Origin of the sequence: uncultured Veillonella sp. (assembly GCF_934230905.1) — a bacterium.
Classification (GTDB): domain Bacteria; phylum Bacillota; class Negativicutes; order Veillonellales; family Veillonellaceae; genus Veillonella.
Genome location: NZ_CAKQFJ010000005.1, coordinates 74,580 through 97,933, shown reverse-complemented (window position 1 = coordinate 97,933; position 23,354 = coordinate 74,580). Strand labels below are relative to the sequence as shown.

The following is a 23,354-nucleotide window of genomic DNA, read 5'->3' as shown; positions in this document are numbered from 1 at the left end:
ATAAATTTCATAGGTCCTCCTTATTTAAGTCCTGTTCATTTCAAAATAGTATTTAATAAACCTGTAGGTACATCTTTTCCATGCACGGCAATCATTTCAACTTGATTATCTTTTTTCAAACGATGGTGGCTACCACGTTGACGTACATCTTTCCAACCATTTTTTAGTAATAATTTAAGTAAATCTTTATCCTTCATATTCTTTCCTTTTATGATAACACGTGTATACGTATAAAACAATTGCCAGGAGTTATTCTTTCTTAGTTGTAGTTTACCAGTATATAAAGGAAAATAGGGGTGACTATTGTTCACCCCTGACTCTATTAGTTACTTGACAAAATAGATATATGTAAAAGAATGTATAAAAAGCTGTATTAACTGAGGATTTCATTTAATACAGCTTTTTGCAATTTATTCTATTTTTTTATCTTAATACGCGTCGTAATTTGATTAGATAGAGAGAACAATATGAGTGCAACCCAGATACAGCCGAAGGCAATGAGCTGTGCCACACCAAAGCTTTCACCAAAATAGAAGATAGCTAAGAAGAAGCCCATAGTTGGAGATAGGTATTGTAAAAAACCTAGTACGTTAAGTGGCAATAAACGAGCCCCATATGAAAAAAGGATAAGTGGCACGGATGTAGTAAGGCCTGCACCGACGAGCAGTAGTCCGGTAGGAGTGATGTGTTCGATAAAAGCCCATGATGTGGTATCTACTGTTAGTACATACCATAGGGCTATAGGTGTGACCAACCATGCTTCAAAAGCGATGCTAGAAAATGGATGGATGGTGAGTCGTTTTTTGACAGCCCCGTAGAGACCAAATGATAAGGCTAAGACAATTGAGACAATCGGTAAGGTACCGAGTTCATAGGTCATCAGAGTGATACCCAACAGGGCAATGGCGATACTCAATTTTTGAGGCCACAGCAAAGTTTCTTTGTAGATTATGATGCCAAGTAATACGTTGACCAATGGGTTGATGTAGTAGCCAAGGCTAGTATCGAGTACGTGTTGGTTTGTAACGGCCCAAATGTAGGTGAACCAATTAATGCTAATCAGCACAGCCGCAAGTACTAATAGACCTAATTGTGTAAGGTTGTCACGTAAATAGTGTATATCGATGCGTAGTTGTTGACGACCTGTGATGACGATAAGAAAGAACATCCAAATGCCAGACCAGATGATGCGATGGGCCAATACAGAAAAGGAGGATACTTGGTTGAGTAGGGCCCAGTATAGGGGGAGTAAGCCCCAAATTAAACAGCACAGTAAGGTAGTGCTAAGCCCCTTTTTGTTTATTTCGTTCATGATGAGACCTCCTCGTATTAGTATTATTATATCATGATAAGAGAGGGGTTAGTTAACATCACTTTTTCTATAGCGTAAAACTAAGACTATGAGTTTTTATCATTATATATATATTGTGGTTATAACTTAAAATTTACTACTTATGATTAACTGTCATGTTTATTGACTTTGTGCATAATCTTACACTATATTGGTCTTAGAACAACGAATATAGAGAATAGGTGTCGCAAGACTTAATAGAGAAATCGGTACAAGCCGATGCGGTCCCGCCACTGTAAGGAAGAGCCTGCTTTCATAAATGTCACTGGAGCAATCTGGGAAGGCGAAAGCGAGGTGATGACTCCAAGCCAGGAGAACTGCCTATTTGATAATCACCGCTATGTACCTACGAGCGATAGGAAGGGGATTGAGGTATGCTGGCTACAGTGTATTTAGTGTACCTTTCAATAAGAAACCTAACGTGTCACTCTCAGGTGGCACGTTTTTTATTTGCCACGCTAGAGGGGTTATTTCTCACCGGTACGGTGCGCTGTTCTCCTGTATGGTTTCAAGTTGAAAAGGAGGCATATATATGTCTGACAAAAAGACTTCAAAGGACGCTGAACGCGATTTACTGGCGCCTGTATCCTTTGATGAGTTTGAGAAACCTACGTATGAACGATGGCAGGCTGAGGTTGAAAAGGCACTAAAAGGTGGCGACTTCAATAAGAAGATGTACACTAAAACGTATGAAGGAATTACGCTTCAACCGATTTACACACCTGCGTTGCATGCAGAGAAAATTCCGAAGGGTGTTTATCCTGGTGCTGGACAGTTCCTACGTGGTACAAAAGCAAGTGGCTATATCAAGGAGCCTTGGGGTGTAGCCCAATATGTTGATGAATCCTTACCTAAGGATGCTAATCATGCAAGTTTATATGAAATTGTGAAAGGTGCTACCATTCACAATATTCGCCTTGATGAGGCAACACGTCATGATCAAGATGTACAAGTAGGTGCGTCTGTTGGCGTCGGTGGTACATCCTTGTCCACGATGGATGATTGCAGCCAATTAATTGAACGATTTAATCTTAAAGAAAATCCTTTATATATTGAAACAGGTGCATCTGCGGCTATTTTACTCGGTATGTTGGCGGCTACTGTGAAAGCTTCTAAAAAGAAAACATCTGATTTAAAAGGTCTTATTGGTGCAGATCCTATCGGTGTGTGGGCCAAAGATGGCGCCTTACATATCTCGCTAGACACTGCTTTTGATGAAATGGCACATACTGTTGTTTGGGCTAAAGAACAAGCACCAGAGTTAAAAACTGTGCTCGTATCTGGTGATGCCTATGCTAATGGTGGTTCTAATGATGTACAAGAAATAGCGTATGCTTTGTCTACAGCTGTTTGCTATGTACGTCAATTAGCACAACGTAATATTGACATCCATACGATTGCCAATAGTTTGATGTTTACTTTCTCACTAGGTGCTAATTTCTTTATGGAAATTGCTAAATTGCGGGCTTTACGCGTAATTTGGTCCCGCATTATGGAAGAGTTTGGTGCTGATGAAAGCGACCGTGCCGTTCATGTACATGGCAGAACATCTGCTTTCACAAAAACTGTATATGATCCATATGTAAACTTATTGCGTAATACGACACAAGCATTTTCTGGCGTAGTAGGTGGTTTGAATAGTTTGGAAGTATCTCCATTTGATCAACCAATTCGTAAGTCCGATGATTTTTCTCGTCGTATTGCTCGTAACCTTCAAGTTATGTTGCAAACTGAATTTGAATTGCGTCAACCAGTTGACCCTGTAGGCGGTTCTTGGTATGTAGAAACATTGGCTGCAGAGTTATGTGAAAAAATTTGGAAGGAGTTCCAAACTATTGAAGGTAAAGGTGGCATCATTGCTGCATTAAAAGAAGGGTATCCACAAGCGCAAGTTAAGAAAATTCTTGAAGAACGGTTCAAAAATCTTGCGTTCCGTAAGGATGTAGCTGTTGGTAACAACATGTATGCGAATATGACTGAAGAGTTACTAGATCCTAAACCTGAAAATCAAGAAACCTTGCGTCAAAAACGAATGTCTCAAATTGATGAGTACTTAGCTGGTGCAGAGGATGATGCGGTCATTAAAGCACAGGCTACTTTAGAGGCTGGTACTACAGAGCCAGGTGCTTTGATCGGTCTTATTGAACTTGGGGCTTTACATAAATTGACAATGCGTCAAATTCGTAAATCCTTAGATGCTGGTGATATTGCGTCTGAAACTATTGAACCAATTACAGCACATCGTTGGACTGAACGATTTGAAGCTCTTCGGATGCGTACTGAGGACTATAAACAACGTACAAAAGATAATGTTAAGGTATTCTTGGCCAATATGGGTCCTATTCCTCAACATAAACCTCGGGCGGACTTCTCCACTGGTTTCTTTGAAGTAGGCGCCTTTGAAGTTATCAAAAATGATGGTCATGAAACAACAGCTGATGCGGCAAAAGCGGCTCGTGAAAGTGGTGCGGATGTAGTTGTTATTTGTTCTACAGATGCTACATATCCTGAATTAGTACCACCACTTGCTAAAGAATTGAAAGCTACTATGCCGAATGTAACGGTCGTTTTGGCAGGGGCACCTTCTAAAGAACTAGAACCTGTATACCGTGAAGCCGGTGTAGATGAATTCATTTCTGTTCGTGCAAATTGTTACGATATTCTAAATGCGTTACAAGATAAGAAAGGGATGTGAGCTTATGTTTAAAAATCCAGACTTCTCCTCTCTTGGCTTAGGATCTCAGACTGCCACATCTCGTGATGCATGGCTTGCTGAACTAAAAAAAGAAACAGGGAAAAATTTTGAAGAGCTATATAATACTACAATGGAGCAAATCCAATTAAAACCACTCTATACAGAGATGGATTATGAAGGAATGACACACCTTGAGTATATGGCTGGCATACCTCCATTCCTACGGGGACCTTATTCTACCATGTACGTAACCCGTCCTTGGACAGTTCGTCAGTACGCTGGTTTCTCCACCGCTGAAGAATCCAATGCGTTTTACCGTCGTAACTTGGCCGCTGGTCAAAAAGGCTTGTCGATTGCCTTTGACCTTGCTACACACCGTGGCTATGACTCTGACCATCCTCGTGTAGTCGGTGATGTTGGTAAGGCCGGTGTTGCAGTAGACTCCATCCTCGATATGGAAATTCTATTCTCCGGGATCCCTCTTGACCAAATGTCCGTATCTATGACAATGAACGGTGCCGTATTGCCTGTTATGGCCTTCTACATCCTCGCTGGTGAAGAACAAGGGGTTGATAAAAAGGTTATGGCTGGTACTATCCAAAATGATATCTTGAAAGAGTTCATGGTACGTAATACCTATATTTACCCTCCAGCTACGTCCATGCGTATCATCGGTGATATCTTTGCATATACATCCCAGTACATGCCTAAATTCAACAGTATTTCCATTTCTGGGTACCATATGCAAGAAGCAGGTGCTACAGCGGATATCGAATTAGGTTACACATTAGCCGATGGTCTTGAATACATCCGTACCGGTGTCAATGCAGGCCTTCACGTTGACCAATTCGCACCACGTTTGTCCTTCTTCTGGGCTATCGGTAAAAACTACTTCATGGAAGTGGCTAAAATGCGTGCCGCTCGTATGTTGTGGGCTAAGATTATCAAGAGCTTCGGTTCTGAAAATCCTAAATCCATGGCTCTTCGTACACATAGCCAAACATCTGGTTGGTCTTTAACAGAACAAGATCCATTCAACAACGTGGCTCGTACATGTATGGAAGCGATGGGTGCCGCATTAGGTCATACGCAATCTCTACATACTAATGCACTGGACGAAGCTATCGCATTGCCTACAGACTTCTCTGCTCGTATTGCTCGTAATACTCAGCTTTACATCCAAGACGAAACTAAAGTTTGTAAGGTTATCGACCCATGGGGCGGTTCCTACTATGTAGAAGCATTAACTGATGAATTGATTCGTCGTGCTTGGGGCCATATTCAAGAAATCGAATCCCTTGGTGGTATGGCGAAAGCAATTGATACGGGCCTTCCTAAGATGCGTATCGAAGAAGCGGCAGCTCGTCGTCAAGCTCGTATTGATTCTGGCCGTGAAGCTATCATCGGTATTAATAAGTATCGTCTAGATAAAGAAGATCCATTGGATATCCTTGACGTAGATAATACAGCTGTACGGGAAGCGCAAATTCGTCGTTTGGAACAATTGCGTGCTAACCGTGATGAAGATAAGGTTCAATCCTGTCTTGAAGCGATTACAAATGCAACAGAATCCGGTGAAGGCAACTTGCTTGCTCTTGCCCTCGAAGCTGCTCGTGCTCGTGCATCTTTGGGCGAAATTTCCTTTGCGGTTGAAAAAGTTTGTGGCCGTCATAAAGCCGTTATTCGTTCTATTTCTGGTGTATACTCTAGCGAATTTGAAGATGATGATGTCATCAAAGAAGTACGTCGAATGGCAGATGACTTTGAAGAACTTGAAGGTCGTCGTCCTCGTATCATGATTGCTAAGATGGGCCAAGATGGTCATGACCGTGGCGCTAAAGTAATTGCAACATCCTTCGCGGATATGGGCTTTGACGTGGATATCGGACCTTTGTTCCAAACTCCAGAGGAAACAGCACAAGATGCTGTGGATAATGACGTTCATATCGTTGGCTTCAGTTCTCTTGCAGCAGGTCACAAAACATTGTTACCTCAACTTGTAGAAGAACTCAAGAAACGTGGTCGTGGAGATATTTTGGTTGCCATCGGTGGCGTAATCCCTGCTCAGGATTATGAATTCCTACGCGAACATGGCGCAGTGGCTATCTTTGGCCCTGGTACAGTCTTGCCTGTAGCGGCTAAGAAATTACTAGAAACATTGATTAGTCACATTCAAGACGAAGAGTTTAATGACTGATACTTACCGTCCCGATTGGGTGCCAGAAGAAGCTAAGAAAGATGATACTTATGCGTGCCGCGTAATGAAAGGCGTTAAAGAAATGCACGATGGTCTTTTATCTAGCTCCGCTCATCTGGCTCCGTCGGTACGTCCCGTACAGCGGCGCAAGAAGTTAACTGTCGCTGATTATGTACGCGGCATCGAGCAGGGGGACCGCGTTATACTTTCACGGGCTATCACATTAGTAGAAAGTAATAATAAGGAACACTTTAAATTAGCTCAACAAGTATTGCAAGCTATATTACCTCGTACAGGCAAGGCGTTGCGCATCGGTATTACTGGTGTGCCTGGGGCCGGTAAAAGTACATTTATTGAAGCCTTTGGGAATATGCTCATTGAAGCAGGTTACAAGGTGGCCGTACTTGCTGTAGACCCTACAAGCCAAGTCACAAAGGGCAGTATTTTAGGTGATAAAACGCGGATGGAAACGTTGACAAAACATCCAGAAGCGTATATTCGGCCATCGCCAGCTGGTGGTACACTAGGCGGTGTAGCGCGTAAAAGTAGAGAGACCATGCTACTTTGCGAAGCTGCTGGGTACGATATTATCCTTGTTGAAACTGTTGGTGTTGGACAAAGTGAAGTTACCGTACGTTCTATGGTAGACTTCTTTATGCTCATCGTATTAACTGGTGCAGGTGATGAATTGCAAGGCATCAAAAAAGGCGTTATGGAGCTTGCGGATGCTATTGTGGTTAACAAGGCCGATGGGGATAACCTCAAACGAGCTCTCATTGCTCGTAGTGATTATGATCGAATGTTGCACTACATTCGTCCGGCTACGGAAAAATGGAAAACTCAAGCCTATACCTGTTCAGCTGTTACGAAGGATGGTCTCGACGAACTATGGGATGTGATCCAAGAATTTGCTGAACAAGGTAAAGAAAATGGCGTATTCTTAAAACGCCGTCAAGAACAATCCCTTCGTTGGGTACGTGATATGATTGACGAACACTTGCACAACCTGTTCTTTAATAATGTCGTTATTCAAGGTCGTATGGGTGAAGTTGAAGAAGCAGTTTTAGATGGTGCTATGAGTGAATCACAAGCCGTTGAAGAATTAATTGGCGTTTTCGATAAGTCATTGAAATAAATGACAGTAATATAATACCTCTTTGATTAAACCAATAAATGATTATATAAAAGGCATAGTATCTATTTTGATATCGGTCATTTAATCGATAGATTATCATAGATGCTATGCCTTTTTATGTGATTAGGGAAGCATATTCATGAGATAAAGTTCATAATGTGAATACTTAATGCTTTCATAAAAATCATCTATGATATATAATTTAATCATAGATGGTCGTTAGTGTGTGATTAAAAAGGAGAGAGTTATTTTGAAACCATTAGTAAAGAGATTGATAACGGCAGTATTGTGTGCGTCTACCCTTACAGCGCCAGTATTTTTGACAGGATGTAGTGTTTCTAAGATTGCCAATGGTGTGCAACAAGGTACTCAAAAGGCATCACAAGAAGACGTTACAGTGTTTAACAACTACATTAAAGCTGTCGGTGATTTTAACAGTCATACAGTGCGCTTTGGCTATGCTATCGGTCCAGATATTCAAAAACTAAGAGAAGGTCAACATTTAACAAGCTTTATGGCCCCACATTTTGATTCTTTACAAGAGAAATTACAAGCTGCTAAAGATGCTGGTGTGCCATATGATGATATGAAAGAACCTCTTGATAAGGTATTAGCTGCATTGAAAGAGATTGTGCCAGTAGCGAGTGACTTAGATACTTACTACGAAACTAATACATATAAAGCAGATAATTATGCTAAAGAACAACAATTAGGACCTAAATACGTTCAATTATATGATCAGTTCTATGCAGCGTATAATCAATTAGATGAAGTAATCCATAAACACAATACGGAAAATCAACAAGCGCACTTAAAAGAACTTAAAGATTCTGGCAAGAAAAATGCAGCGGCAGCTCAAGAAATTCATTTACGTTTAACTGCTTTATTGGATGGCTTTGAAGAGGGTAAACAGATCGATGTAAATGCAGCTAACCAAGAGTTACAAGGAATCATGGATGTATCCAATAGCATTACTAGTTCGGAATATAACAGTACTAAGTCTTCATTAAATTCAGCTATTGGTAGAATTCGTACATTCTTAGGTGACCAATCAGCTGATCATTACAATGATATGATTGAATCTTACAATCGTTTCATTGGCAGTATGAATCGTTTGGATATGGACAAACTTGATAAATAATATCCAGCTATATACGAATAATGTGTGTATTACTTGTGAAAGTCCATACCTCACAGTGAGTACTCAACTGTAGATATAAAAATTTCATACAAAGATACATAATGAATGTACCTTTAAGGGCTACATCAAGCAGCATATCTATTGATGTAGCCCTTTTTGTGTGTTTTCTTATAATAGTTTTGGCCTTTATTGATTCCTATACAGCGACTAGTATATTTTTACCCATCTATCGTGAGCCACATATGTTTTGATGTATAAAAACGTGGTATAATTATAAAATAAGAACCTAAATGGGTGTGGGTTTTTGGAGGTTAGTATGAGTAGTATTACACATTTATTTGTAGCTGGTGGTTTTGTTATGTATCCACTAGTTATTTTTCTCGTTCTTACACTAATGATTGGGATTGAACGCTTTTTTCTATATCGTAAATTTCGTAAAGATATGCGTCAATTTACGGCTGTTCTAAACAATCATCCAGGGTGGGTTATGCTACCTACCGTGCTAGAACGAGATACGAAAAATTTAGGTACTCTCTTTGCAAAGGCTTTGCGAAATGCTAAAAATTATAATGGTTTAGAAAACCGTCTACAAGATTTGGTAGGCTATACAGATGAACGTTTGAAACGTGGTCTTGGTTGGCTTAGTATGATTGTTACGATGGCTCCATTGCTTGGTTTGCTTGGTACTGTTCTTGGTATGATTCGCGCCTTTGCCGTTGTAGGTGGCGATATTGGAGCGCCTACTATTATTACAGGTGGTGTATCTGAAGCATTGGTAGCAACCGCTACAGGCCTTACCGTTGCCATTATTGCCCTTGGTTTCCATAGTTACTGTGCTGCAAAGGTGAATGACTTTGTGGTTATTTTGGAACATGAATGTGGTAGCATCCTCGATGCGTACAATGAGGAACATGACCTATGAGACGTCGTACATTAGGTGTAAAAAAAGAACCGACCATCATGATCATCCCTATGATTGATATCGTATTTTTCCTATTGGTATTCTTTATGGTCGGTACCCTATATATGAATACGGAACAACAAATTCCGTTAAATCTACCATCCACATCGTCTTCAACGGCTAAATCCATTGAACCAATTATCATTACTCTTACCACATCGCATAAACTCTATATCGATAATCGAGAAGTTTCGGCGGATAATTTGTCTCAAGAGGTACAAGATATTGTGCGGACCACGCCACGTCAAGCATTCGTTATCCGTGCATCTAAGGATGTGTATTACAACGAGGTCATCGCTCTTCTCGATATGCTGAAAGTAAACGGTGCTAAGTATATTAGTGTCGCTACGGATCGGAAGTGATTCTATGTTTGAATCTCATTATTTTCGACCGTTTTTGATATCCCTGTTTATCAGTATCCTTATGATCACCGGGATGGGTCTTTCATTAAGAGGCATGAGTGGTACAGGTGCTGGGCAAGAGGCTGCTGAAATTAGTTTTGATCTGTCTGATGCCGGTGAAAGTGAAGATGTAGATGAGCATCCAACAGTGACACCGCCACCAGAGGCGGCAAAACCGCCTACAGATGCACCTGCGTCGGTAGCCCAGAAACAAGAAACTAAACCGCCTGTAAACACCGTAGAACCACAGAAAACTATAGATACAGAACAACCAGCACCGGCGACGAAACGTGAATGGGCTGTTCCAAAGGCCATAGAATCTGAGGCCACTGGCGGTGAGACGGGCGTTGTGACACATCAAAAACAGGAACAACAAAAGAAATTAGTCGGCAATGACGTATCGACGGATCCCAATGCACAAGGCAATGGTCGCGATGATACAGACAAAGACCTATCGTTTTTTGCGGATGCACTCAATTTGCTGACGCCAGGCCAACGGGCGTGGCTTGAAGAATCGGATATTAATCCTACAGAATATTTGCGCCAAGTGCGAGAGCAAGGAAAAGCGTCATCAGTACATGGCGAAGCCGTTGTGCGTGTTAACTTTGATGCGGGCGGCAATGTTATCGTTGGTGTGAATACACCTCGTATCGTAGAGGATTCGGTTCCACCTGATGTAAGAGACGAAGCAATACGTATTATTAAGACGAGTGGTAGTATTGTTAATAAACGAGGACAAGTTGTATCATTAGCCATTCCTGTTGTGCTAGGACAATAAAGAGGCATATCTCACATACAAGGTTGTATGTAAGATACGCCTCTTTTGTTATGTGTAGTATTCTAGTTGTTTTAGGGCACTCTGTTTTGAGAACGCTATTTTTTCACGTATCATTGTTGTGTTGTTAGTACTGTATAGGTTATTTTTTTAGTACCGTTTTTGTACTGTTGAATACGGCATAGTAAATAATGATACCACCGATGAACAAGGTCACTTGCATTTGTGTTGTATATTGATCAACGCGCCATAATGCAAAGGCGTAAAAAAACATGGTAATGAGCATAATTAAAAATGATACAATGCGGCGTACATTCGTATGTACTATGTTTGATGTGGTGAGACGGTCTTTATTAAAAGCTACATAGATGAGAGATACTAGAATATCTACTACATATACAGCTAAAATCCAGTTGATAGAAAAATCGTTAAACACTAATAGAGCGAGGACGATAAAACTAATGAGAAAAAAGAATTTCATCAATGTGCCCGCTGTCTGAGATTCTTTAGATTGTTGTACACGTTCTTTTTGTTGTTTCTTTGCCATTATGACTCTCCTATACACTGTAAACCTTACGTTTAGGATACGTTTGTATTATCGATAATTCGTGGTATATCTAATTGGTATGTTACTATTATAGTCGTAAAATTATAATCAATCTATATGTAAATAACATATCTATATATGAATGAATTATAATATGTTGTCACTACAACAAAATACCGAACATTAAGAAAAAATAATATATATATTATTCGGGATATTGCGTGAGGTTTATTGAACCAAGCTTTTACATATGGTACAATTATTATATAAAAAATCTAGCTTTTATCATGCAAAGGAGACATCATGATACCACGTTATACACGAGAAGAAATGGGCCATATTTGGAGCGAACGCAATGAGTTCGACACAATGTTATTGGTTGAAACATTGGCATCTGAAGCACAAGCTGAGCTTGGCGTTATTCCGAAAGAAGCAGCTAAAATCATTCGGGAAAAGGGTAATTTTGATGTTGAAAGAATTCACGAAATCGAACGTGAAACAAATCATGACATCATTTCCTTTGTTACTGCTGTGGGTGAATATGTAGGCCCTGAAGCAGCTAAATATATCCATCTTGGCTTGACATCTACTGATGTTAAAGACACTGCTCTTGGTTATATGATGAAACAATCTTGCGATATACTAATCGAAGATTTGAAGAAATTACACGAAGTATTGCGCCGTCGTGCGGCAGAATTTAAACATACGCCAATGATTGGTCGTACACATGGTATTCATGGCGAGCCTACTACATTTGGTTTAAAAATTTGCCTTTGGATGGCAGAAGTAGAACGCGATATTGAACGCATGGAACATGCTCGGAAAAGCGTTGCAGTCGGTAAATTATCTGGTGCTGTTGGCACATATTCCAATATTGATCCATTTGTAGAACAATATGTTTGCGAAAAATTAGGTCTTGAACCTGTTAAAATCGCTACACAAGTTGTACAACGTGACCGTCATGCTGAATTATTGTCTACTATCGCTGTTGTAGGTGGCACATTGGATAAAATTGCATTAGAAATTCGTCACTTGCAACGTACTGAAGTACGCGAAGCCGAAGAATATTTCAGCCCTAAACAAAAAGGGTCCTCTGCAATGCCTCATAAACGGAATCCTATTACGTGTGAAAGAATTTGCGGCATGGCTCGTTTGTTGCGCGGTTACGCACAATCTGCGTATGAAGATCAAGCTTTGTGGCATGAACGTGATATCTCTCATAGTTCTGTAGAACGCGTCATCTTGCCAGATGCAACCATCGCATTGAATTACATGCTTCACTTAACAATTCGTACAATTGATAAATTGTTGGTATATCCTGAAAACATGCTTAAAAACCTTAACCTTACAGGTGGCCTTGTATTCAGTCAAACCATCTTGACACACCTTGTAGACAAAGGGGCTGTACGTGATGAAGCATACCGTTGGGTACAAAAACACGCAATGGAACGTTGGCTCGAAGGTAAAGACTTTGCTACAGGTCTAAAATCTGATGAAAACATCAAAAAATACATGACTGATGAAGAAATTGATGCATGTTTCGATCCATATAAACTATTGAAACACGTAGATACAATAATGGCTCGTTTCGGCCTATAACATTTAGCTTTGGTAGGACGGATACCTTCCTCAAAGCCGACACGCTATCGCGCTAAAGCGGGACCCGAAGTCGTTTTGAGGAAGGTATCCGTCCTTTTCGCTTATAAGTTATTTACCGAAACGAGTCAGAGGAAACACAGGTAAAGTCGTTTTCTGGACGAACCATCCCACTTTTCATTAAATGCTTCTACGCCGAAAACGAGCTAGAGGAGAAACAGGCAAAGTCGTTTTGAGAAGGGTGTTCGTCCTTTTTTTGTTTATCGTGAGTACCGTATTTTCTTACGGTGCTTTTATTAGTTAACATACATAGGGGAGTGGTGGTGCCGGTAAAAACATGACTTTTTTTGCCCTAGTGTGTATTTTGTTATGGCGTTTTTCGTTTTGCATGCTTACTATTGGTATAAGAGCGAAAAGGTTTTGAATGATGGATGATGAGGGTTCAAAAAATGACTTTGGCCCTGCGAAGCCCGATAGGGCGAAGTCAGACCCGGCCGGTGGATTTTTTTGGAGCCTCATCATCCATAACCTATAGTTGTTGATTTATCCCAATAAAAGGAGGATACATGAAAAACACCATAAGAAAATACGCACCTCCTATCTTTCACTGTATTAACGATTTCGGTCAAGGTTCGTTAGCAGCGCTGATACCGTTTTTTATTGCTAATTTTAATCTTAATTATTATCAATCGGCGGCGATTATTTTTTGTAATACCATTGTGGCCTCTATTGCACAGCCTGTGCTTGGGTATGTGGCTGATCGGTGGCGTGTGCCGTGGTTTATTCCTGTTGGTTTTATGGTGACGCTTGTAGCGATTAGTACCATTGCACTAGCGACGAGTTATGAAATGATTTTGGCCTTGGCTCTTATATCTGGGGTGGGGGCTGCTCTATTTCATCCAGAGGCGGCTCTTCTTGTGAATCGTACGCAATCGCATGAGATTGGTAATGCCATGGGACGATTTGCGGTTGGTGGCAGCGCTGGATTTGCATTGGGCCCTCTCATTGCTGGTGGTGTTTATGTTTTTGACGCTCAATTTCTTTGGGTATTTACAGCCATTGCCTTGATCGGTGTGTTGCTGTATCTATATGCTTTCACAGGCAATACTATTGAGGTTGGGGATGCTTGTGAATGTGAAAGACAAATTAAAGGTACAAATACAGGGATAAATGATTGGGTGAGTTTCTGTAAGTTGTTCTTTGTGATAGCCTCTCGCTCGATTTTATTCTCTGTATTATCTATTTTTATACCTATCTTGTACATTACTGTTATCAATGGCGAAGCGAGTGCGTCTAGTTTAGCGCTTACTATGTATTTTGCGATGGGTGCAGTACTTACTTATATGGGCGGTGCCCTATCTGATAAGTTAGGTTTTCTAAAAACGGTGCGTTTAGGTAATATTATATTTTTACCATCCGTATTAGTGTTTATCTTCGTGCCAAATGCATGGGGATTCTTTGGCGCCATGATACCGATGGCCTTCGGTGTGTTCTCGCAATATGGTCCTATTACCGTTCTAGGTCAAAAATACCTTGCTAAAAATGCAGGTTTTGCATCAGGCATTACATTGGGGCTTGGCATTACATTAGGTGGCCTAGTAGCACCATATATTGGACATTTAGCAGATATTTACGATGTGCAAACAGCATTAATGACCTTGATACCTGTTGGTGCGATTGGATTATTGATGAGCTTCTGGTTGAAAGAACCTAAATAAAATAATTGTTATACAGTACAGGCTTGTGCTAATGTGTAGAGACGCATAATACACGTTTTTATAATTAGAACAGGCCTGTTCTAATTTTTAGAATCACATAAATAGGTACGGTTAATTTGGTATAGATGCCTACTAATTAATAAGGATATTTAAAATTATTTGATTTTATGGATTATAATTTATTAATTTAATATGTTGAAATGTCAATGGATAGGGGGTGACTATTGGTCACCCCCTTTTGGTTTACTTATGGTTTACGGTGGATTATATTGAAAATATAAAGTGCCTACTTTTTTTATATCTTTACCATTTATATGTTTTAACATATAATTAAGATAAAGATTTCTTCTAGTGAATAGGAGGAATTTGATGGAAGTATTTTCTGTAATTTTTTATGAAAAGCCTAGTGGAGAACAACCAGCAAAGCTATTTTTAAACGAACTTTCAGAGAAGCAACGGGCTAAAACTATTAGGGATTTAAAATTGCTTGAAACTTGTGGTAACAAATTAAGGGAACCGACTTCAAAATTTTTAGAGTCTGGAATTTATGAACTTAGAACCAAACAAGGTTCCAATATTTCTAGAATTTTATATTTTTTCTTTGTTGGCAAACGTATAGTTTTGACCAATGGTTTTGTGAAAAAGTCTATGAAAACACCAAAGAATGCGATTGAATTGGCATTGAAGTATAAACAAGATTATATTGAAAGGTATACATAATATGGAAACATTAGATCAATATTTAGCTGATCAATTAAAAAATCCTAAATTTAAAGAAGAGTGGGATGAGTTAGAAGATGAGTATCAAATTATTGAAAATATAGTTAAAGCACGTATTGAAGCGCATATGACACAGACTCAATTATCTGAAATTACAGGTATTACACAATCAGATATAAGTAAAATTGAAAATGGTAATGGAAATCCATCATTAAAAACATTAAAAAAGATTGCACATGCATTTGGTAAGAAGTTAAAAATTGAATTTGTGTAATTTTTATTTAACCTTTTCGCGCTTTGCTATAATGTTGTATAATAACTATGGATTATTTTGACTTTCACAATTGGAGGACATAGATATGGCAACAAGTATGGTTATCGGCACTCAATGGGGTGACGAAGGTAAAGGTAAAATCGTTGACTGGATTGCAGAACGTGCAGACGTTGTAGTGCGCAGCCAAGGCGGTAACAATGCAGGTCACACCGTTGTGGTGGATGACAAAGCATTTGCACTTCGTTTATTGCCAAGTGGTATTTTGTACGATAATAAACAAAATATCGTTGGTACAGGCGTTGTTATTGATCCTAAGGTTTTATTACAAGAAATCGAAGGCCTTGAAAAACAAGGTAAATCTGCAAAAACTCTTCATATTTCTGACCGTGCTCATGTTATTATGCCTTATCATATTGCTCTTGACATGGCCGAAGAAGCATCCAAAGGGGACGCTAAAATCGGTACAACTAAAAATGGTATCGGTCCTTGCTACGCTGATAAGGTAAACCGTATCGGTATCCGCATCTGCGATTTGTACGACATGGAAACATTCAAACAAAAATTGGCGTACAATGTTGAATTTAAAAACAAAATGCTTACGAAGGTATACGATGCTGAACCTGTTAATTACGATGAAATCTTAGCGGATTACATCAAATATGCAGAGGCTTTAAAACCTTATGTAACAGACACAAATAATGCTGTGTTGAAAGCTATTAAAGAGGATAAAAAGGTATTGTTCGAAGGGGCACAAGCCACTATGCTCGACCTTGATCATGGTACATACCCATTCGTAACATCCTCTCATCCAATCGCTGGTGGTGCTTCCACAGGTGCTGGTGTAGGTCCTAACTATTTGAAAAATATTTTCGGCGTTGTGAAAGCATATGCTACACGCGTTGGTGCAGGTCCATTCCCTACAGAACTTTTAAATGAAACTGGTGATAATCTTCGCGAACTAGGTCATGAATTCGGTACTGTAACAGGTCGTCCGCGCCGTACAGGTTGGTTGGACCTTATGGTTGTAAAATACGCAGCAGGTCTTAGCAGCCTTGATTATTTAGCCATTACACGTTTGGATATCCTTGATACTTTCAAAGAGTTAAAAATCTGTGTAGGTTACAAATTGAATGGCAAAAACGTGGAAGGGTTCCCTGCTAGCTTGAAAGATCTTGAAGCATGTGAACCTGTATATGAAACATTGCCAGGTTGGGAAACAGATATTTCCGGTATTCGTTCTTATGATGAATTGCCAGAAAATGCTCGTAAATACGTAGAACGTATTGCAGAAGTAACAGGCGTGCCTTTGGGTATCGTATCCGTTGGTCCTAACCGTAATCAAACAATCGACCTTGTTAATGTATTTTAATCTATTTATAATAGATTGTAAGCGGTAGTAGTACTAGCCTATTATTATAAAAATCAAAAGCGGAGATTCTCATTTAAGAATCTCCGCTTTTATGCGTACAAAATGCCTCATAAAACATTTTGATTAGTCAATTAAAATGTTTTAATGAGAATAAAAAGAAAAAAATAGATTTAGTTATTAAAATAGTATATAATAGTATAAAAGTAAATTGATAATTTTTGATGTATGTTGAGGAGTTTTCTTATGGTTGAAGTTTCTTATGAACGTTTAGCAACGATTTTTAAAGCGCTCAGTGATGAAACAAGATTACATATTATAGATATGTTATCCTGTAATGAGTTGTGTGCAGCAGATATTTTGGCAAGTTTTAATTTATCTCAATCCACATTGAGCTACCACATGAAAATCTTAATTGATGCTGGCGTTGTAAATTCCCAACGTAATGGCCTTTGGACTCGCTATTCCATCAATGAAGAAACATTTGGTGACATTTTGGAAATTATTCCACAATTGTACAAAACAAAAGATGAATGTATTTGTGCACAAATTAAATACTGCCGTCTTGATGAACACGAAAAAGACGCATAATCATGAGACGCTGGATTATGCATGTTGACATGGATGCTTTTTTTGCATCCGTTGAACAACTGGATCATCCTGAGTATAAAGGCCACCCCGTTATCGTGGGTGGTCTTTCTTCACGTGGCGTTGTTGCTACGGCATCTTATGAGGCTCGAAAATTTGGCGTCCATTCAGCAATGCCTATTTCACGGGCTAAAAAGCTATGTCCACAAGGTATTTTTGTGTATCCCAATATGGCTCGGTACAAGGAGATTTCTCATGTCATTCATAAGGTGATGGAGGAATTTACGCCTCTTATTGAGCCGTTGTCATTGGATGAGGCCTTTTTAGACGTTACGGGTATTACCCATAAATTCACAGGACCTAAAGCTTTAGGACGTGCTATTAAGAATCGTGTGTTTGAGGAAACAGGGCTCATCATTTCAGCTGGTTTGGCGCCGAATAAGTTTCTTGCCAAACTGGCATCCGATTTGGATAAACCAGATGGCTTGGTTGTCATTCCTTATGGTAAGGAATGTGAAAGTTTAGCCAACTTGCCTATCAAACGTATTTGGGGCGTCGGACCTAGTACGGAACGGAGACTCAAACATGGTGGATTCTTGTTGATTAAGGATATTCAAGCATTATCAGATGAGAAACCGTTAGTACCTTATGTAGGCAATCAAGCTCGTCGTATTTGGGAACTGGCACGAGGCATTGACGAACGACCTGTAGAACCGGATCGTCAAATCCAGTCTGTCGGCAATGAGGAAACCTATGAAAGTGATGTAGAGGACCCGGCTGTTATCGATTTGGAACTTCATTATTTTGCCAATCGTGTAGCCAAACGATTGCGTAAATATGGCCTGATGGGCCATACTGTATCGATTAAGGTGCGATACAATGACTTTAAAACTGTATCTCGTCAAAAACGCCTTGATTCTGCTACGGACCAAGAACGTATCATTTATGATACCTCCGTGTTATTGTGGAATAAGTTGATGCGGGAAAGGACGGGGGTTCCTTTTGTTCAGGTGCATACATCTATTCTAGATATGCCTGTCAAGCCGATTCGCCTCTTAGGTGTTACGGTTAGTGGACTTTCAACGGAAGGGATGGTTCAAGAGGATTTGTTCACCATCGAAGCGGATGAAAAGGAAGAGAAACTTTCAACCGTGCTAGATTCGTTAGCGTCTAAATTTGGCGAAGGTGCTATTATGAGTGGCGCACTTTGGCGTCGCGCCCATGGCGATGGTGGAGAACGAAGAAAACGGTCGGAATTAAAGACTGAAATTGATGTAGACGATGACAATAAAAATCTTTCATGAATAGAAACATTCATGATACAATATATATGTATAGAACTGTGTATACGCAAGAAACTATCTGCAAGAGAGGTATAAATATGAGTATATTTCGTGTGGCCATTCATTATGGCGTAAATAGCAATGGGATATTATCTTACGATACGGATACAAAAATCGTAACGATAGATTTACCTGAACAAGAATGGATTGATAAGGTCCGTGCATACTTAAATGAAGAACATACCATTGAGCATGCAACAGGCCTTGATACGTATGAACGGGTACAAGTACAACCTCTAGAATCCTTGGAAAACTTCAAACTAGCTCTTACACGCATGTGGGGTGCTATCGACGTACAAGTCGATTGGAGCCGCCCAGCGTAATGTAAATGATACCCCTTTGTAGCCAGATTATCGCTATGAAGGGGGGTCTTTTATTGTGGCTATTGTTTTTGTGAGAATACTATTATAATATGATATGGTAGAGATTAAGGAGTTAGACATATGAAGAAGATAATGTTATCCATAGTGGTGCTTGTTGCATTAATCGCTGGTGCAATGATGACCTTTTCACGAGGCTCTGCTGAGAGCCCTACCTTTATGCGTGAAGTCTTACCGAAACAGGACGGGTTTGCTTCCGTAGGCAATGGTACTACAGGTGGCGCTAATGCTACAGAGCAGAATGTATTTAAAGTAACGAATAAAAAAGAATTTGTAGCGGCCCTTAAGAATAGAAAAAATACGACTCCTAAGATTGTGTTAGTGTATGGAACCATAGATTTCGATACTGATGATAATGGGAAACCATTAACTATGAAAGATTACATGGTTGATGGCTATGACTTTCAACAATATTTAGAAACTCATAAACCTAATAGCACAGCACTTAAAAGTGTAAAAGATGAGCAGGAAGCAAAGCGCAAGGCGTCACAAAAGAACCAAAGTCAGTCTATTACTGTTCATGTACCGGCTAATACAAGCATCATTGGCATGGACAATGCAAAATTAAAGGGTGTAAACTTGGTGCTTGATGCAGATAATATCATCATACGAAATATTCAATTTGAATCGCCTTATGACTATTTCCCTGCTTGGGACCCTAAGGATGGACCAGAAGGAAACTGGAATTCTCAGTATGATAGTATCTCTATAAAAGGTGGTACTCACATTTGGATTGATCATAGTTCATTCCAAGATGGACCTGAAACAGTAGAAACATACTTTGGCCGTAAATACGAGCATAGAGATGGATTGGTAGATATTACCAATCAAGCAGATTATATTACTATCTCCTATTCTACGTTTGAAAACCACAATAAAGCCATGTTGATTGGTAGTAGTGATTCAAAGATAGCAGATGAAGGTAAATTACATGTCACCTTGCATCATAATTACTTCCATAATGTAGTGCAACGTACACCAAGAGTACGATTTGGTCAGGTTCATGTGTATAATAATTACTTTGCATCAGATGCTGCTTCAAATAGCGAATATGCTTATGCGTACTCACTAGGGGTTGGAAAGGACTCGCAAATCTATGCAGAAAATAATGTAGCGGATATAGGAGGCAAAGATTATACATCATTTGTGAAAGTATTTAACGGAAAACAACTTACTACTGTTAATAATGTGTTTAATGGACAAAATATAGATACATTTAACAATACATTGACACCGGTAGATTGGAAACCGGAACTATTTACTACAATAGATCCTGTGAATGAAGTAAAAGAAACGGTTTTGAATCATGCAGGTGCAAATAAGATTCATCAATAAGATGTTAGTATTTATGTGTAATAGCGATGTAATAAGCCTATAGGATTGATTTCCTATAGGCTTTTCTCATATATAAGTTATAAATGAGAGCATGTATACACGGTGTATTTTAATTTTGGGTTGAGATTCGTACCGACATGTGTTAAGATTTATTCAACATTAAGAATAATGATTATCTATTAATGATAATTATTTGTTCTGATGTAATACTACACTCAAAAGGTTTTTGAGTAGTGAACTTATAATATATTTTATTTCTAAGTAGGAGTTTGTAACATGAGTGAAGAAAAGAAATTAACAACAGCCTTTGGCGCTCCTGTACCGGATAATCGTAACTCTGCAACAGCAGGTAAACGTGGTCCTGTTTTGATGCAAGACGTTTGGTTGATGGAGAAATTAGGTCATTTTGCGCGTGAAGTCATTCCTGAACGCCGCATGCATGCTAAAGGTTCTGGTGCATTCGGTACTTTCACAGTAACGAATGACATTACTAAATATACAAAAGCAAAAATTTTCTCTGAAATAGGTAAACAAACACCATTATTTGTACGTTTCTCTACCGTTGCGGGTGAACGTGGGGCCGCTGATGCGGAACGTGATATCCGTGGTTTCGCTGTAAAATTTTATACTGAAGAAGGCAACTGGGATCTTGTAGGTAACAATACACCGGTATTCTTCATCCGCGATCCATTGCAATTCCCTGATTTGAACCGTGCTGTAAAACGCAATCCTAAGACAAACCTTCGCGATGCGACAGCGAACTGGGATTTCTGGACCAGCTTGCCAGAAGCAATCCACCAAGTAACAATCGTAATGAGTGACCGTGGTATTCCTAAATCCTACCGCACAATGCATGGGTTTGGTAGCCATACATACAGCTTGATTAATGAAAACGATGAACGCGTATGGGTTAAATTCCACTGGGTTTGCCAACAACCGATTGAAAACCTTTCTGATGCTGAGGCAGCTGAGCTTGTGGCAAATGATCGTGAAAGTCACCAACGCGATCTATTTGATGCTATCGAACGCGGTGATTTCCCAAAATGGAAATTATGCATCCAAGTGATGACAGAAGAACAAGCTAACAACATGCCGTACAACCCATTTGATTTAACAAAAGTATGGTACCACGATGAATTCCCATTAATTGAAGTTGGTGTCATGGAGCTTAATCGCAACCCTGAAAACTATTTCCAAGATGTGGAACAATCTGCATTCGCACCATCTACTATCGTTCCTGGTATATCTTTTTCTCCTGATAGAATGTTGCAAGGTCGTTTGTTCTCCTATGCCGATGCACAGCGGTATCGCTTAGGTGCTAATTACCATCAAATCCCTGTTAATGCACCTAAATGCCCTGTAAACAGTTACCATCGCGATGGACAAGGTCGTGTAGATGGTAACCATGGCTCCACTATTGGCTATGCACCTAATAGCTTCGGTGAATGGGCTGAACAACCTCAATTCAAAAACCCTGGCCTAGACGTATCTGGTGCAGCATATCAATACGACTTCTACGAAGACGATTCTGATTTTTATACACAACCAGGTAAATTATTCCGCCTCATGAGCCCTGAAAAACAACAAATCTTATTTGAAAATACAGCGGCGGCTATGGATGGAGTACCTGATTTCATTAAAGAACGCCATGCAAAACATTGTTACCAATGTGACCCTGCATATGGTAAAGGTGTAGCTAAAGCCTTGGGCCTGAACATCGACTTTAGTGATGTAAAATAAAAAAATTATACCCTCCTAACATTACAAACAATTAAAGAACTTCCTTAAACTAACAGAAATCCCCTCCTTGCTATGTAGAGCATAGTAAGGAGGGGATTTATTATTTCTAATTGTTACTCATCAAATTTTTTATTCGTTAGGTCCTGATACATAAGCTTAGCAATTTCATATTGTGGATCACCAGTTTGTAATTGGTGTGAAGGTAGTTTAAATACAGCCTCAGCTCTTTCGTTCTTCTTAATATCGATGCCCTTTGCATCTTCAGAACGACTTATGGAAATAGTATGAGTTGTTGGGTTTATAAAGTACGCATTTACATCGATGCTGAAAGCTTTATTTTCGTCCTTTCTCATGATTGTACGAAGAATCATAGCCGAAATAGCAGTAGTACCATCTTTTTCACCTAAGAGCTGTTTAGATGTGTAGTCTACATAATCGGCATAGACGTAAATATCGCCAGGTTTGGCCTTATCATAATCTTGTGTATAGGCCTCTACCAAACGCAAATCGAGCTGTCTGCCAAATGGTCGAGAAAACATTTCGCTTTGTAATTCGCGTGTTTCGCTAACAGGTGGATAGAACGGGATTGGCGTTAACCCTTTTAACATATCCGTGCGAGTTTCGTTTTTCCGTTTAGCTTGACGTTCTGCAGTGACCTTGTCTAGACGTTTGCGTTCTTTTAACATGGCCTTTTCTTGTTCTTCTTTTGATTTATAAGTTTTTACACCTACAACACGGTTACCAGACATAGTGACTGTTGAATAGACTGGCTTACCGTTAGTAGGTTTTTCCTCAGAAGTATTGATTGAAGCCTGTACTATAGCTGGAGCTGCGTTTTCTACAGATGCTTTCAGCTCTGGAATAGTGGAGTAATCCATAGTAACAGTTGGACTCTCTGTACTTTCTGCTGGTTGAACTGGTGTGGCACCGTAAGCAGATGATATAGCCAATACAGCTAATAATGAACCGGTGATAATCGATCGTTTACATAGTCTCATTATATATACCTCTTTTTATAAGAACTCTCTAATACCATTAACAGCTGTATTATAGCATAGTTCTTGCATAGATAGATTTAAAAACGCTATAAT

21 protein-coding genes and 1 riboswitch are annotated in these 23,354 nt (G+C 39.5%); of the genes, 17 read left to right on the top strand and 4 right to left on the bottom strand.

The features are described 5' to 3' along the window. Window positions 1–35: 35 nt before the first annotated feature. Both Q0E20_RS02375 and rarD read right to left on the bottom strand, forming a co-directional pair. A complete protein-coding gene (locus Q0E20_RS02375; RefSeq protein ID WP_295995731.1) occupies window positions 36–197 on the bottom strand; it encodes a type II toxin-antitoxin system HicA family toxin in 162 nt (53 codons plus the stop codon). Between the two features lie 218 nt (window positions 198–415). Further along, complete coding sequence (gene rarD / locus Q0E20_RS02370; protein WP_295995727.1) at window positions 416–1,312, bottom strand: EamA family transporter RarD; 897 nt, start codon at window positions 1,310–1,312, stop codon at window positions 416–418. Between the two features lie 202 nt (window positions 1,313–1,514). Beyond that, window positions 1,515–1,691: riboswitch (cobalamin riboswitch) on the top strand. A 192-nt stretch (window positions 1,692–1,883) separates the two neighbouring features. Here rarD and Q0E20_RS02365 point away from each other — a divergent pair. From Q0E20_RS02365 to Q0E20_RS02335, 7 genes are all read left to right on the top strand, one after another. Next, entirely contained in the window at window positions 1,884–4,046 is a 2,163-nt protein-coding gene (locus Q0E20_RS02365) for a methylmalonyl-CoA mutase family protein (RefSeq protein ID WP_295995724.1), read from the top strand. A 4-nt stretch (window positions 4,047–4,050) separates the two neighbouring features. Then, complete coding sequence (scpA, locus tag Q0E20_RS02360) at window positions 4,051–6,243, top strand: methylmalonyl-CoA mutase (RefSeq protein ID WP_295995721.1); 2,193 nt, start codon at window positions 4,051–4,053, stop codon at window positions 6,241–6,243. Further along, on the top strand, window positions 6,236–7,378 hold the full coding sequence (meaB, locus tag Q0E20_RS02355; protein ID WP_295995718.1) for a methylmalonyl Co-A mutase-associated GTPase MeaB: 1,143 nt from the start codon (window positions 6,236–6,238) through the stop codon (window positions 7,376–7,378). Before scpA ends, meaB begins: the two co-directional genes overlap by 8 nt. A gap of 250 nt (window positions 7,379–7,628) precedes the next feature. After that, window positions 7,629–8,519 (top strand): DUF3829 domain-containing protein, encoded by an 891-nt coding sequence (locus Q0E20_RS02350; RefSeq protein ID WP_295995715.1) that lies wholly within the window; start codon window positions 7,629–7,631, stop codon window positions 8,517–8,519. A gap of 316 nt (window positions 8,520–8,835) precedes the next feature. Next, window positions 8,836–9,441 (top strand): MotA/TolQ/ExbB proton channel family protein, encoded by a 606-nt coding sequence (locus Q0E20_RS02345; RefSeq protein ID WP_295995712.1) that lies wholly within the window; start codon window positions 8,836–8,838, stop codon window positions 9,439–9,441. Continuing rightward, window positions 9,438–9,842, top strand: a complete 405-nt coding sequence (locus tag Q0E20_RS02340; RefSeq protein WP_295995709.1) for a biopolymer transporter ExbD — start codon at window positions 9,438–9,440, stop codon at window positions 9,840–9,842. Before Q0E20_RS02345 ends, Q0E20_RS02340 begins: the two co-directional genes overlap by 4 nt. 61 nt (window positions 9,843–9,903) lie before the next feature. Next, window positions 9,904–10,659: a hypothetical protein gene (locus tag Q0E20_RS02335; protein ID WP_295995706.1), complete on the top strand. Its 756-nt coding sequence runs from the start codon at window positions 9,904–9,906 to the stop codon at window positions 10,657–10,659. Between the two features lie 139 nt (window positions 10,660–10,798). Here Q0E20_RS02335 and Q0E20_RS02330 read toward each other — a convergent pair whose 3' ends face one another. Continuing rightward, entirely contained in the window at window positions 10,799–11,203 is a 405-nt protein-coding gene (locus tag Q0E20_RS02330) for a CAAX protease (protein WP_295995703.1), read from the bottom strand. Window positions 11,204–11,506: 303 nt separating this feature from the next. On the opposite strand from Q0E20_RS02330, the gene purB reads away from it, so the two are divergent. The 10 genes from purB (at window position 11,507) to Q0E20_RS02280 (ending at window position 22,263) form a co-directional block, all read left to right on the top strand. Then, the gene (gene purB, locus Q0E20_RS02325) at window positions 11,507–12,802 is read left to right on the top strand and encodes an adenylosuccinate lyase (RefSeq protein ID WP_295995700.1); all 1,296 of its coding nucleotides are present in this window, start codon (window positions 11,507–11,509) and stop codon (window positions 12,800–12,802) included. Window positions 12,803–13,365: 563 nt separating this feature from the next. Beyond that, window positions 13,366–14,517, top strand: coding sequence for an MFS transporter (locus tag Q0E20_RS02320; protein ID WP_295995697.1), 1,152 nt, complete (start codon window positions 13,366–13,368; stop codon window positions 14,515–14,517). A 369-nt stretch (window positions 14,518–14,886) separates the two neighbouring features. Continuing rightward, window positions 14,887–15,237, top strand: a complete 351-nt coding sequence (locus Q0E20_RS02315; RefSeq protein WP_295995694.1) for a type II toxin-antitoxin system RelE/ParE family toxin — start codon at window positions 14,887–14,889, stop codon at window positions 15,235–15,237. 1 nt (window position 15,238) lies between these two features. Continuing rightward, window positions 15,239–15,511 carry a helix-turn-helix domain-containing protein gene (locus Q0E20_RS02310; protein ID WP_295995690.1) on the top strand — a complete coding sequence of 91 codons (273 nt, stop codon included), beginning with the start codon at window positions 15,239–15,241 and terminating at the stop codon, window positions 15,509–15,511. Between the two features lie 85 nt (window positions 15,512–15,596). Continuing rightward, window positions 15,597–16,880 (top strand): adenylosuccinate synthase, encoded by a 1,284-nt coding sequence (locus Q0E20_RS02305; protein ID WP_295995687.1) that lies wholly within the window; start codon window positions 15,597–15,599, stop codon window positions 16,878–16,880. Between the two features lie 243 nt (window positions 16,881–17,123). Next, window positions 17,124–17,468 (top strand): helix-turn-helix transcriptional regulator, encoded by a 345-nt coding sequence (locus tag Q0E20_RS02300; RefSeq protein ID WP_156931794.1) that lies wholly within the window; start codon window positions 17,124–17,126, stop codon window positions 17,466–17,468. Window positions 17,469–17,470: 2 nt separating this feature from the next. Continuing rightward, window positions 17,471–18,769, top strand: coding sequence for a DNA polymerase IV (dinB, locus tag Q0E20_RS02295; protein ID WP_295995684.1), 1,299 nt, complete (start codon window positions 17,471–17,473; stop codon window positions 18,767–18,769). 77 nt (window positions 18,770–18,846) lie between these two features. After that, the gene (locus Q0E20_RS02290; protein ID WP_295995681.1) at window positions 18,847–19,131 is read left to right on the top strand and encodes a hypothetical protein; all 285 of its coding nucleotides are present in this window, start codon (window positions 18,847–18,849) and stop codon (window positions 19,129–19,131) included. Window positions 19,132–19,251: 120 nt separating this feature from the next. Further along, window positions 19,252–20,523: a polysaccharide lyase family 1 protein gene (locus Q0E20_RS02285; protein ID WP_295995678.1), complete on the top strand. Its 1,272-nt coding sequence runs from the start codon at window positions 19,252–19,254 to the stop codon at window positions 20,521–20,523. Between the two features lie 276 nt (window positions 20,524–20,799). Continuing rightward, entirely contained in the window at window positions 20,800–22,263 is a 1,464-nt protein-coding gene (locus tag Q0E20_RS02280) for a catalase (protein WP_295995674.1), read from the top strand. A 113-nt stretch (window positions 22,264–22,376) separates the two neighbouring features. On the opposite strand, the gene Q0E20_RS02275 is transcribed toward Q0E20_RS02280, so the two are convergent. Beyond that, entirely contained in the window at window positions 22,377–23,261 is an 885-nt protein-coding gene (locus tag Q0E20_RS02275) for a hypothetical protein (protein ID WP_295995670.1), read from the bottom strand. Window positions 23,262–23,354: the final 93 nt, after the last annotated feature.